General features: G+C 60.5%; 8 protein-coding genes. 2 read left to right on the top strand and 6 right to left on the bottom strand.

What is annotated here, in order from left to right:
- Both ACILSI_RS25610 and ACILSI_RS25605 read left to right on the top strand, forming a co-directional pair.
- A partial coding sequence (locus ACILSI_RS25610) for a sensor histidine kinase (RefSeq protein ID WP_395724769.1) occupies positions 1-674 on the top strand: 674 nt, incomplete at its 5' end.
- Positions 671-1,324: a response regulator gene (locus ACILSI_RS25605; protein WP_395724768.1), complete on the top strand. Its 654-nt coding sequence runs from the start codon at positions 671-673 to the stop codon at positions 1,322-1,324. The genes ACILSI_RS25610 and ACILSI_RS25605, both read left to right, overlap by 4 nt.
- 27 nt (positions 1,325-1,351) lie before the next feature.
- Here ACILSI_RS25605 and ACILSI_RS25600 read toward each other — a convergent pair whose 3' ends face one another.
- The 6 genes from ACILSI_RS25600 to ACILSI_RS25575 form a co-directional block, all read right to left on the bottom strand.
- Positions 1,352-2,971: a sialate O-acetylesterase gene (locus tag ACILSI_RS25600; RefSeq protein WP_395724767.1), complete on the bottom strand. Its 1,620-nt coding sequence runs from the start codon at positions 2,969-2,971 to the stop codon at positions 1,352-1,354.
- 19 nt (positions 2,972-2,990) lie between these two features.
- Positions 2,991-5,105: a prolyl oligopeptidase family protein gene (locus tag ACILSI_RS25595; protein ID WP_395724766.1), complete on the bottom strand. Its 2,115-nt coding sequence runs from the start codon at positions 5,103-5,105 to the stop codon at positions 2,991-2,993.
- Position 5,106: 1 nt separating this feature from the next.
- Complete coding sequence (locus ACILSI_RS25590; RefSeq protein WP_395724765.1) at positions 5,107-7,503, bottom strand: DUF6288 domain-containing protein; 2,397 nt, start codon at positions 7,501-7,503, stop codon at positions 5,107-5,109.
- Positions 7,504-7,514: 11 nt separating this feature from the next.
- Positions 7,515-8,741, bottom strand: a complete 1,227-nt coding sequence (locus ACILSI_RS25585) for a sialate O-acetylesterase (RefSeq protein WP_395724764.1) — start codon at positions 8,739-8,741, stop codon at positions 7,515-7,517.
- Complete coding sequence (locus tag ACILSI_RS25580) at positions 8,738-12,034, bottom strand: DUF6797 domain-containing protein (protein ID WP_395724763.1); 3,297 nt, start codon at positions 12,032-12,034, stop codon at positions 8,738-8,740. Before ACILSI_RS25580 ends, ACILSI_RS25585 begins: the two co-directional genes overlap by 4 nt.
- 8 nt (positions 12,035-12,042) lie before the next feature.
- The coding region (locus ACILSI_RS25575; RefSeq protein WP_395724762.1) for a sulfatase-like hydrolase/transferase at positions 12,043-13,039 on the bottom strand (997 nt) is incomplete at its 5' end.

Raw genomic sequence — 13,039 nt, 5'->3', positions numbered from 1 at the left:
TGCAAGGCAGTATCGCCGCCGGCGCCTTGCTGATCGGCGGGTTCATCTGGGGACTCATCCACCAGCGCCGCGTGCGCCGCCGGGACGCCGGGCGGCTCCGCGAGCGCCTCGCCCGTGATTTGCATGACGAAATCGGCTCCAACCTCGGCAGCATCGCACTCATCTCCGCCTACGCATCGCAGGATGATGCCACGCCGGAGAGCATGCGTGCCGACCTCGTCGAGGTCCAGACCATCGCCCGCGAGAGCGCCGACTCAATGCGGGACATGGTCCGCCTCATCAGCCGCCGAAGTGATCGCGAGTCCGAGGAGTGGAGCGCCGTCGTGCAGGGGCTCGCCCGACGCCTGCTGCGTGGCATCGACTTGGACATCCAGTTCGATGCCGACAGCCCCAGCCTGGAAACCCGGCGGGAACTGTATCTCTTCATCAAGGAAGTGCTGCACAACATCGCCACACACTCGCGAGCCAAGCATGTCCGCCTCCACACCCGCCGAAATCGAGACCGAATGACCGTCGAGATCAGCGACGACGGCATCGGCTTCGATCCAGCAGGCCCATCGGCTGGTCACGGCCTTTCCAATCTGCGTGAACGCGCCACCACGCTGCATGGCGAACTCCACATCCAAAGCGAGCCCGGCCACGGCACCCGCATCACCCTCACCCTGCCTGAATGAGCGACACCGATCCTATCCACGTCTGGTTTGTCGAAGATCACGACGCTTTCCGCCGCAGCCTCGAACGCCTTTGCACACCCCGGCGCGGTCTCGCTCCTCCGCGCTCCTTTGCCAATGCTGAAAGCATGCTCGCCGCCCTCGCTCAGAGCACTGAAAAACCCCAGGTGCTGCTGCTCGATGTCGGCCTTCCAGGTCGCAGCGGCCTCGAAGTCCTCGGTGACATCCACAATCACGCCCCCGACTGCCGCGTCGTCATCCTCACCGTCTTTGAAGACGAGGCGAAGATCAGCCAGGCCATCAGCGCCGGAGCCTGCGGCTACCTTCTCAAGACCTCCACGCCCGACGAGATCGCCGATGCCATCATCGAAACCTTCCACGGCGGTTCGCCCATGTCACCGCACGTCGCCTCCAGCGTCGTGAAGCTCCTCGCCCGCCTCACCAAGCCCGTGACATCCGCTATCGCCCTCAGCCCGCGGGAGCTGGAACTCCTCCGCTGCATGGTAGAAGGCCTCACCGCTAAAGAGATCGCTGCCCGTCTCGCCATCAGCATCCACACCGCCGACACCCACACCCGCAATCTCTACAGCAAACTCAGCGTCCGCAGCCGCGCCGCTGCCGTCGCTCGTGCCATGCGGGAAAAGCTGGTGTGAACCAACATTCAATCACGAATCCGTTCATCAAGGGTGCCCAGTATAACTCTCCGCCAGCACCTCGCCCAGTTTCAACACGCCTGCGGCATCGAGCACGAGCTTCTCGGGCTGTGGTGGCAAATCGAAGGCCTTGATGTGAATGAAGGCCTTATCAGCCGCAGCGAGGGCCGCGAGATCAGCGGTGATGTCGAGCTGGTTAAGCCCTTTTTCATCTGGCGGCGGTTGCTGGCTCACGAACCACTTCAGCGAAGGCATCGCCAAATCCACGCGACTTTGTGTGACGGTCGATTGCAGCCACTTCGCGGCTTGTTTGCGATAGGGGCCAAAGGCCATGTCATTCTCGCCTGCGTGATAAAAGATGCCTGCCAGCTCCACGGTGTGGCCTTGGTCCTTCAACTCCTGCATCGCGCTGCGCACGAAAGCGATGAACGCCGGGTAAACATGCATGTCCTTGGCCGTCGTGCCCTCGGGCGTCCAGTCATTCATCTGCGTGCCGCTGTGCGTGAACTTCGCGATGGCAATGTTGCCCTTCTCCGTGGCTCGCAGCGACTTCGCGAAGCTCAACTCTGGCCCAAAGGTGTCGTAAGCACCCGCAGGGCCGAGCGGCTCCCAACCCTTCGAGGTCTTGAAGCCACCACCGAGACTGTATTTGAAGGCGATTTGCGCATCATCCGTCGCCGCCGCTCCGAGTTCTTGTTTGAAAGCACGCTCGCCCTCCATGTTGCGATGTCCGGCGAGAACGAAGAGCTTCACCGCGCTGCCTTTGGCATAAGGCCAGGTTTTGAGTGGCCTGTCGCGACCGGTTTCGATGCCGAGCGTGCGCAGATACGCGTCTGCGTGATTCACGCCGTGCTCGAGCTGCCCGAGCGTGCCGTAGTGATAATGCAGGCCCGCCTCGCCGCCGATCTCCACCGCGTCGTGATTGGTGGGCACGTAGTCCACGAGCGGGTCCGCGTCCGCGACGGCTTTTTGCGCTGTGCGTATGGCGAGCATGTTGTCGCGGTTGTCCATGCCCCAGATCGTCTTCGTGCAAAGCTCGCCGAGGTAGAAGCGCAGGCTCGGCAGCTTCAAATCGCGCCGCCAGCACGCGATGAAGTTCTTCAAGTTCGCCGTGTAGGCCGGTTTGAAGGCCTTGTCGAACATGTCGTTCTCACCCTGATGCCACACGAAGCCTTCGATGCGATACGCAATCTTCTTTCGCTCCAGCTCCGCCAGCGACGCACGCACATGCTCAAGCGCCAGCGGGTAAAGCTTGAAGCCGTCCGGCATGTCCGGATTCCAGTCCTTGCCGAGCGTCGTGCCACCCGAAGCCACTTTGATGACCGCGATGGGTGCCTCGATACTCTGCGACACTTTTTTGGCAAAACTCAGCTCCGGCCCAAAGTAATCACGCGTCGGCTGAATCGGAATCCAGCCCTGCGAAGTCTCCATGTTCTCCCGCCCGAGCTTGTAAGAGAACAACACCTTCGCCTGCGGCTGATCCAGCCCCGCAAACTGCGGAAAGCGGTTGATGTCCTTCACCCTCGAATGCGTGCCCACCATGTTCGATTGGCCCGCGAAGATGAAAACGCGCAGCGTCTTGGTGTCGGCGTCAGCGCTCTGAGCGGTGACCGTGGCTAGGAGGAACAGTGCGATGAGATGCTTCATGGTTGTCGTGGTGCTGCGATCATTTGGAAGTCATTCCGAGCTGGTCGAAGAGGAACGCGAGCACGTCTGACTTCTGCGCGATCTTCTCGGACAAGGCTGTGCCCATGCCGTGCCCTGAGGCGGAGCTGAAGCGAGCGAGCACGGGGTTCCCTGAGCTGGTGGCGGATTGCAGCGCGGCCGTCATGCGGCGGCTGTGCGCGGGATTGACTCGTCCGTCGGTTTCGCCAGCGAGGAAAAAGACCGCTGGATAGGGCGTGCCGTTTTTCACCTGATGAAAGGGCGAGTAGGCGTGCAGCGCACGGAACTGTGCGGGGTCTTTCACGGTGCCAAACTCGGTCACGTTGAAGGCTCCGTTCGGATCAAGCTCGACGCGCAGCATGTCATAGAGTCCCACATGCGCGACAACGGCACGCACGAGTTGCGGATGCTGTGTGAGAAAGGCTCCCATGAGCAAACCGCCGTTGCTGCCGCCCTCGACGGCGAGTTTGTCAGCGCGTGTGTAGCCGCGCTGGATGAGGTGCTCGGCACAGGCGGCGAAGTCATCGAAGACGTTTTGCTTCTTCGTCAGATTGCCCGCGAGATGCCATTCCTCACCGTATTCGCCGCCGCCGCGAATGTTGGCGACGACATAGATGCCGCCGCGATCAAACCACAGGCGATGCTCAAAGTTGAACCCAGGCCTCATGCAGTGGCCGTAGCCACCGTAGGCATAGAGCAGAGCTGGATTGCTGCCATCAAGCGGCGTGCCTTTCCGGCGGAGAATATTGATCGGCACCTTCGTTCCATCTTTGCTGATGGCGAACTCACGCACGGCCTCGATGTCGCCAAAATCTACGGGGGAAGTGTTGAAGAGTGCGGTCTTCTCCACGCTCGTCTTAGCAGGGTCGTAGAGCATCCATGCGGCAGGTGCGACGAAGCTGGTTTGGCGAAAAAGAAGGCGCTCATTCATGACGAGCAGCCCGCCGATTCCTGACGCGACCGGCATGGGAACGATGCTTTCATGGCTGCCATCCAGATCCAACTGCCGAATGCGTGAAGGCCCTCCGATCATGTCGGCGATGAAAAGATGTTTGGCCGTGAGCAGGAAGCCCTCGATCACCGCATCACTCTCCGGCACGATCACCTTTGCCTCGCTCAGCACGCCATCGGTGGTCATCCGCAGCAGTTTGCCGCGTGGCGAGTCCTTCACCGAGCGCAGATACAGCGTGGCTCCATCATGGCTGAAGTCGATCTCCTTGATGCCGTCCTCATGCCGGGTGATCTGCCGCCAAGGCGAACCTGCCTTGGTTTCGCGGAGGTGATGGGAGAACTCGCCGCCATCGCCATTTGCCACGGTGGCGAGCAACCAGCGGCCATGATCTGAGGTGTGCAACTCGATCTCGGCGATGCGTGGGAAGTCTTTTCCGGCAGAGTATTCGTCGCTGCTCGTTGGTGTGCCCAGTTTATGATAATAGATCTGCTGGTAGAAGTTCAGATCGGCCTCGGGGCGCTCGCCTGCGTGCGGATAGCGCGTGTAGAAGATGCCTTTGCTATCTGGCGTCCATGCAGCGCTGCCGCCGCCAGTCGGGTATTGCACGCGTTTGATCTGATCCGGCAGAGCTTCGCCCGTGTCGGTCCGGTAAAAGTGCAGCGTGCCATCCTCACTGCCATGCTCCGAGAGACACACGGCGATGAGTTTGCCATCTGGCGACGGCACAAACCAATCCATCGCGACTTGGCCTTTGGGCTCGATTGCGTTCGGATCGAGCACAATCTTTTCCGACGCCAGATCATTCGGCGACGTTAGCGTAACGAGCAGGCGCTGCTGCTTCGGCGGCTGAAACTTCAGCGCAAAGAGAAGTCCAGGGCGTGCGACGAGGCCAGTATGCGAAGGCGTGTCTTTCGCATACATCGACTTCAACTTTGACTCGATGCCTGATCGATCTACCCGCGAATCCAGCCAGGTGCGCGAGTATTGATTCTGTGCGGAAGTCCACGCTTTGACCGCCGCTGAATCCCCGTCTTCAAGCCAGCGAAACTCGTCCACCACCTGCACGCCGTGGTATTCGTCCGTGACGGGTTTCTTTTCCGTCGGAGGCACAGCAGCGGAGATGGACATGGCAATGGTGAGTAGGGGAAAGAGGATGAGCTTCATGCTAGTGGAGCTGGATGAGGGCTGGTGTGTCTGTGCTGGCCTCGATGGCCTTGATGGTGTCGCGGACGGAGTTCGCTTTTTGCAGTCCGAGGTTCTTGGGGAAGTCCGGCTCTTCCTTTTCAAAGTAGTGGGCGATCTTCTCCAACTCGGGGATGGTGGCTTTGGCTTGGCTGCCATAGCCGAGGAGTATCTTCATGATTTCCGGCGTGCGCTTTTGGCTGGCCCACGGGTTTTGTTCGCGGGTGTATTTCACGAGCGCGGCCATGCCTTCTTCGATGTGATGCTGGGCCAGAACGCGCAGGCCCTCCACGCGAATGCCGTCGGCAAACATCTCGCCACTCGGCGCAGGCTGCACGATGGCCTCGTGGATGGCGGGCAGCAGCGGTTTGATCTCCTCCAGCGAGAGATTCCGATACACGGAGCCGAGGCTGCCGCGTGCGCGGCCATCTTGATTCTTCAATCCGGCTCTCACCGCCGTGTAGAGCGCCTCGCGATCCACGCCGTCCAACGAGCGACTGAGCATGCCATCGCGATCAAACAGCGCAAACGTGAGATAGCGCTGCTGCATGCCACGCGGATCGCTTTTCGTGTCCACCTGCGCCAGCAGTTCGAGCAACTGGGGCACGGTCTTCGTGGCAGGTTTGCCGATGGCGGCGAGTGCCTCAGCAGCCTTGATGCGCAACCAGAGATCGGGGGCAGCGAGTGTCTTTTGCAAGGCATCGACAGCCGGTGCTGCACGTCCGCGAAGGAAGATCAGGCCCTGACAGGCTCCGTAGCGGGCGTCGAGGCTCGGAGACGTGAGCATGTCGATCATAGCAGCGACGGGAGCGCTCTTGCGACGGCCGAGAGCCATCGCGGCTCGCTCACGGACGATGGGCGACCAGTTGCGCAGGCGTTCGAGCAATTGTTCGTCGCTCAAGGCATCGTAGAAGCTGTTGCGGTCTTTGTTATTCCAGCCACGACCGTCGTTAACGATTGCTTGGGCGGTGGCGGCATCGAGTTGAGGCACTGCGCTGGGTTTCTTGCCGGTGAGATGGATTTTCTTCAGCGGCATCGCGTAGGCCAGCAAGTAAGCGCCTGTGCAATCCCAGCCCGCATAGCTGTCGTTGCCTCGTTCCGGCGGACCTTGATGCAAAAAGCTGCCGTCCGAACGTCGAGCCAGATCATAATACCACGCGCCAAACTCCTGCATCCATGCGCCCGTGGCCTGAGGGCCGGAGTGAGCCACGCCGGGCATGGCCCAGAGCATGTTGAAGAAGTTTCCCGTGTGACCGGTGTCACGCTCAGGGCCGTGCGAGGCGAGGCTCATGCGCGAGAAGAACTCCGTGCCCTCGGATTCGCCGAGCAGGCTGAAGAGCACCGAAACCATGCCGCACTTGCCATTGTCCTCATGATTTTCGATCCACGGATGATGATCGCCGTAAGGGATGGCTCCTTTGCCAATGTAGAAGCGCAGCAGTCGAGCGCTGCGCTCGATGGCGAGATCCACCGCTGGATCTTTGACACCGGCTTCACGCGCCAGCACGAGCGAGATCGTCAGTGGAACGCCGGGTGAGTTCATCATGCCGTAACCGCCCAGGCGTCCATCGGGCCTCGCAAACCCATGACCCCATGAGCCGACAGCGCTCTGACCTTTCGCTGACTCCAGCGCGAGGCGTTTCAAACCCGGCATCACCGACTGATCACCCGTGGCTGCCACATACTCGCCGAGGAACATCATCACGTAGCCGTAGTGCCACGTCTGCATGCTGTCCGATGAATACGCCGCCGCCCATTCCGCTTCTTTTTTGATCAGCGGCAGGTAGGCAGCATCACCGCTCGCCAGCAAGGCCAGTGCATTCAGCGAGCGCGGAATGGGGTCTTGATTGGCGTAATCCGAGGCACCCATGCGGGCTGCGATCACCTTGCAGCCTTGCTCAAGGATGCGTTTCGATTTTGCGCAATCAAACGGAGCTTTAGGCGAGTAACTGCCGAGCACCGGCAGCTTCAAAACGACCTCGTCCGTCTTTCCAGCACGCCAGCGTGTCAGCATCAATTTGCCACCACCGGCCTCCGTCTCGGACAAAGTGAGCGCCTGACCGAGTTCCGTGCGTGGATCGAGCGAAAACGCTTTTCCACCAACGCCAAGAATCACATCGCCCACGGCGATCACGCCATCGGCAGGCGACTTCGGTTCCACTTTCGTGATCGCGATCTGTCGAGCGTCACTCGTCACCATCGTGTCGGAGTGCATCCAGCCGCGAAGGCCTGTAGCACCGAGATTCCAGTCGTGTTTGGCTTTGGCCGGGATCGCATCGCCCCTGGTGAAATCGGGCGGTGGAGTGGATTCGTTTTTGCCTGCTGCAAGGACGAGGCTTGGCGCTGCGAGCAGCGCGATGAGGAAGCGGTGAAGTTTCATGAAGCGTGGAATCAGTTCTGGAGTTGAGATGGCCCGATCAGAGCCTCCGCGAAGGCCTTGCCCATCAGCGCAAAGGTCTTCGCGCAGCCAAGGTAGTGATAGCCGGCATTCGAGGCACCGCGTTTCCACAGGGCTTCTTCGGCGGGCGAGATGAGCTTGGCTTCGTAGTCTTTGAGATACTCGCGCTTCTGCTGCTCGGTCATGTGACCGTCGGCGTTGGCGTGGTCTTTGTGCTTGGAGTTGAGGAAATGACCCATCTGGCGGACCTGGGCGCGTTTGTCGTCGATGGCACCGAGTTCTTCCGACCAAAACGGCGCGGTGGGCACGGCGAAGACGTTGCCTTTGAACTCCGGCATCAAGGCGGGCGCAGTCATGGCCTCGCGAAATGCAATTGTGTCCGGCGGAGCATTCAAGCCATCCACACCCATCACGCCGATGACGAAGGGCATCTTCGGCGTACTCAAATCTTTGCGCACATCGCGGATGAAATGCGCGAGGAGGTCGCTGTAGAGCGCAAAGCGGCCCGGTTTGCCGCGATCCGGATAAGTGTGGCCATCCACCATGTCATTGAAGCCCTGGAGCCAAACGAAGCCCGCGATCTCGTAGCCGTCTTGGGCATTGTAGGCCGGACAGACACGTTTGGGATCGGCGAGCACGTGTTTCACATGCTCGACCATGTAGCGGTAGAAGCGGCCTGTTTCCGTCTTCTTCTCCGCGAGCCATTCATTCATGTCCTTTGGCACGCCGTGGCCGGGCGGGCCATAGTAGAGCTTCTTTTGGTAGTCGTTGAGTTCATACGGCCCTGCGCTTGGAGGACGAAACTCCGTGTGCAGGCTTCTGCCGCCCCACGCGGTCTTGATGATCAAAACGGGCTCTAGGAGTGCGACGTCCATTGTGAGGCCAAAAGTGAACTCCGGTCCGATCTTGCCATTCGACTTCGTCGCATCATCACGGGCACCAAAACCCGCCGTGAGCTTGCCCGCGCCCTCGCCATTCGCGCTGCCGTCGTATTTGCCCGTGTAGTAAGAGATCCAGGTGTGATCGCACACACGTGACTGACCATCCTCACCGCGCATCATCTTCAACAGTGGCGCGGTAGCAGGATCATCGCCGATGTAATCAAAGGTCTCGATCTTCGCATGACCTTCCATGTTCGACTGGCCAGCGAGGATGAAGACTTTTAGCGGTTTGGCCTGAAGCGGTGCCGCGATGAGGATTAAGGCGAGGATGTGTTTCATGGGTTGGAGAGTTGGTGAATGGTTCCGTGGAGCACGCTGCTGCCGATTTTCAGTTCGTAGCACCAAGTCGGAGCTAGTTCAGGGATGTCGAGGGTGATGGTTTTTTTGTCCTCGCTCAGCTTCACACTGCGAATCGCCAGTTCGTGCTCATCGTGGTGCTTCGAGCCGTAGTTCTTCGTGCGCTTCAGTGCCCAAACTCTCATCGCGCAGTCAATTCGGTCAATAGGGTCACTAAAAGTCACCCTCATCTCACTGTTCGCCGCCTTCACCGCCAGCGGCACCTGCGCAGGCCGCTCACCGCGACGGATGCGGTGGAAGCCGCCGGGGATGGTGGCGTTGCCAGCCCAGGCGAACATACCGCAGGTGTAGAGAGCGCCATCGCTGCCAAAACGACCGCGCATGATGCCGGTGGCGAAGGCGGGCATCGGCAGCTCGCACACCGCGCCCTGCCATTGGCCGTTCACTTGTTCGTGCGGGATGATGAAGGCTTTGCCGGTGCCGTAGCTGAGATTGAGCAACGAGCCACCGAGATTGCCCCACACATTCTTGGGCACCCAAATGAGCTCGGCGGGGCTGCGGTCTTTGTCGTTGGTGATCCACACCAGCGGCTGCTCCATTGCGGAGTCGGATTCGTCAGTGACGCTGGTGTAGCCATACATGTTGCCGTAGAAGCCGCCGACTTTGACGCGGTTGATGCGGTTCTTCGGTGTCCAGAAGCCTTCTTGATCGGTGACAAAGAAGGTGGGCTGCGCTGCAAGCGTCCCGTCGTCGTTGTATTCATTGAGGCATACGCCGTTCGCGGCGCGGAAGCCGGTCGCTAGGATTTCAGTGGAACCGCCATCGTGACTCACCCGCAGCAGTGTGCCGTGCTGCGGCACCACGCTGTCGAGCGCGTGGCGGCCGGACTTCGCATAGTAGAAGTTGCCAGCGACATCGGTTTGCAGACCCATCGCAAACTCGTGGAAGTGCTCGGTGACCTGATGGTCGCTGTTGAAGCACTCGATGAAATCGGTTTCGCCATCGCCATTCAAATCGACGAGCTTCGCCAACTGATCGCGGCAAAGCACGAACAGCTCGCCATCGCGATACTTCACGCCCAGCGGCTGGAACAAGCCGCTGGCAATCCTGCGCCATGTCAGCTTGGCAGGCGCTGTATCCATGACGCCGTCCACGCGCCACACATCGCCATTCCACATCGCCACGATGGCGGCTTTGCCATCCGGCGTGAAATCGAAGCCGCCGGGACGCATCCAGCTTTGGAATGGATTCTCGACTGGCAGCAAAAAGTCATCGGCAATGAACGCGGCATCGTCTTTGCCTGCCACGGAGGTCGTGGTGACGGTTTGCGGCCATTGTGCCGGAGCACCTTTCGTCAGCGGAGCCAGATCGAGCGGCGCGGCGAAGTTTTTCGCCATCGTGTCGAGCGAGGCCGGATCGACGCGGGAGATGAAAAAGCGCGTTTGAGCCCCCGAAGCCATTTTGGCGACCCAAAAGCCGTTCTCACGCTTCAACTCGCCTTCACCCTTCAAAACGACATTCACGCTGTCGGGTGCCACACGAAGAAAAAGCGGCTGTTTGGTCTCGGCGATGTTCAAAGTGCGCACGAGGATCGGCGTGGAGCCGTAATCCATCCACGCGGGCGATTCGAGCACGCGCGTGCCATGAATGCTCGCGGCGATCACGCTTTGGTTTTGATGCTTGTAGAGGCCGAGCAAGCGCAAACCCGCCACGGGGCCGTATTTTTTACCGTCTTTGGCCGGACTGCGGGTGTCTTCAAAACTACCGCTGAGGCTCCAGCCGGGCTCGACGGGCAACACGAACTGTTTTTCACCGATCAGACTCGTGTGCGTGCCGTGGCTGCCATCGAAGGCGATGCCTTTCCAGTCCACAAACGCGCCGGTGCTCGCGGCGGCCACGCGCATCGTGTCGTGATCGTAAACCATCCACGCGCGGCCTTTCGTGACGCCGCCAGGACCGTCATCGAGTCGGATGGCGATGCCTTTTTGCGCGATGTTGTCCGCGGCGACCTCCAGCGTCCAAAACAGCGCGTTGCCGAGTTCCATGCGTTGATACGGTGGCAGCGTGGTGTCGATCTTTTCCGCCTCGGCGCGTGCGAGACCACGTGGCAGCGCGGCGAGGTCGATCTCTTTGAGTTGCGATGGATTGTGCGGGCGCAGGAAGGTCTCGCGGATGTAATGAATGACCGCATACTTCTGCGCGGTGGTGTATTGCGGCTGCGGCACCATCTGTCCGAAGCCTTTGGTGAGCGTGAGATACATCGAGAAGGGATCGCTGCCGTTTTTGAACGGCCCTTCGGCAAATCGCAGCGCGGTGGGCAGCGAGCCGGGTTGCTCCTTCGTGCCGTGGCACACGACGCAGAGCGTTTTGTAGATCGTGGCACCTTCTTCGAGCGTTTTCGCATTCCATCCGGCCACGATCTCCGCGTGATCGCTGCGCTCCAGCGCCTGCACCCAGCCGCTGCCGCCTTCGATGACCGGTTTGCCGCTCGCCTTCGGCGCATGTGTGAAGTCGGGCGTGTTCGCGCCCGTGCCGCTGTCTTTGAAGAGCAACGCGATCTCTTTTTGTGGCAGCGCCCGCTTCCACACCTTCACCAAGCTGATTTTGCCATTGGTGAAGTCGCCAGCGAAGTTCGGCGCGGCCCGCCCCACTTTAAAAACGTGCCCTTGTTGATCCGGCTTCGTGAAGTTCGCCTTCTCCGCGATCTCTTTGCCATCGAGCCACAGCTTCGCGGTGCCACCGCTGACGCTCAGCACGGCCGTGTGCGGTTTGCCGTCGTTCACTTTCGGACCGGAGTTGATCGCCCCGAGCCAGCCGATGTCGTACACCAGCCGACCGCCGCGAATGAAGAGCGCCTTCGCATCCGGCGACCACTTGCCTGTCGGGGCGCACATCGAGAACAGCGTGCCTTGTCCCGTTGATTCAAACTCCGCCATCGCCGTGAAATCCGCGCCGAGATCGAGCCCCGCGTCCGGAAAGTCCTGCGCCCCTGTTTTCGCCAACGCCGGAACATCTTCCGGCCCCCGCACCAGTTTGCCACCACTCCACACTCGCAGCACCGGCGCACCTTTCGCCGGGTGCTCCACCGCGATGTCGTGCGGGCCTTTCGCATCGAGCGAAAGCGTTAGTTCATCGCTGAGCTTCACTTTCGCTGCGCCATCGAGGTGCAGACGATAATTGAGAGGCCATTCGGGGGCGTCGATGGGCAACGCGTCGCGTGGTGCGGCGGCGAAGGCGACTGATTGAAGGGCAAGGAGGGCGAGCAGGTGCTTCATGAAGGAGACTACTTTTTGGCTTTCCGCTTGGGGGCTTCTGGACGCGGGTAGCGCACGACCTCGACATCGTTCTTCTGCTGTGCGCCGGGCGTGCTGCGACCATCGGTGATGAGCTTCTCCAGCAGAGCTTTCATCTCGGCGACTTTCTCCGGCATCGTTGCGGCGAGGTTCTTCGATTCGCTGATGTCGTCCGCGAGATTGTAGAGTTGCACGGGCTGCGATTGATCACCGCCCTTGCCCCAGCCACCGGAGCCGGGCGCGAGAATGTATTTCCATGTGCCGCTGCGCAGTGCAGGCGTGCCTCCGATGGATGCACTGACGGCGTTTTCACGGATGGGTTTGTCCTCGCCTTTGAGCAAGGGCATGAGGCTGAAGCTGTCCTCGCCTGCCGTGTCGGGGAGCTTCACTTCAAATACATCGGCAAAGGTGCGGATGAGGTCGGCTTGATAGACGAGTTGGCCGCACACACTGCCGGGCTTCACCACGCCGGGCCAGCGCACCATGAATGGCACGCGATGTCCGCCTTCCCATGCGTCCGCTTTGTAGCCGCGCAGCGGGCCGCTCGGATAGTGCCCCATCTTCTCCAGGTCCTGCACGCCGATATAAGGCGCACAACCGTTGTCAGCGGTGAAGATGACGAGCGTGTTGTCCGCAGCGCCGCTTTTCTCAAGCGCATCAAGCACACGACCGACGACCGCATCGGTCTCCATCACGAAGTCGGCGAAGAGATTGAGTTTGCTCTTGTCCTTCCACTCCGGATTCACTGCGAGCGGCGTGTGCGGCGAAGTCAGCGGCATGTAAACGAGGAAGGGTTCCTTCTGCGCGACCGACTCGTCGATGAATTTGATCGTGCGATCACGAAGCGCGGGCAGGATGCCTTCGAGCTTCCAATCCTTGAGCGCCGGGCCCTGGTTGCTGACCTGATTGTTGCCCATGTATTCACGCGGCAGGAACTCGGTGGGAATGCCGAGTGTGCGGTCATTCTCGATGAAACAAAACGGCGGC

Origin of the sequence: Prosthecobacter sp. (assembly GCF_044232965.1) — a bacterium.
GTDB lineage: Bacteria > Verrucomicrobiota > Verrucomicrobiia > Verrucomicrobiales > Verrucomicrobiaceae > Prosthecobacter.
This window is presented reverse-complemented; position numbering and strand designations above follow the sequence as displayed.

Coding starts and splice junctions, on each gene's coding strand:
- ACILSI_RS25580 (WP_395724763.1), bottom strand. CDS start 12,034: ATGAAGCACCTGCTCGCCCTCCTTGCCCTTCAATCAGTCGCCTTCGCC.
- ACILSI_RS25585 (WP_395724764.1), bottom strand. CDS start 8,741: ATGAAACACATCCTCGCCTTAATCCTCATCGCGGCACCGCTTCAGGCC.
- ACILSI_RS25600 (WP_395724767.1), bottom strand. CDS start 2,971: ATGAAGCATCTCATCGCACTGTTCCTCCTAGCCACGGTCACCGCTCAG.
- ACILSI_RS25595 (WP_395724766.1), bottom strand. CDS start 5,105: ATGAAGCTCATCCTCTTTCCCCTACTCACCATTGCCATGTCCATCTCC.
- ACILSI_RS25605 (WP_395724768.1), top strand. CDS start 671: ATGAGCGACACCGATCCTATCCACGTCTGGTTTGTCGAAGATCACGAC.
- ACILSI_RS25590 (WP_395724765.1), bottom strand. CDS start 7,503: ATGAAACTTCACCGCTTCCTCATCGCGCTGCTCGCAGCGCCAAGCCTC.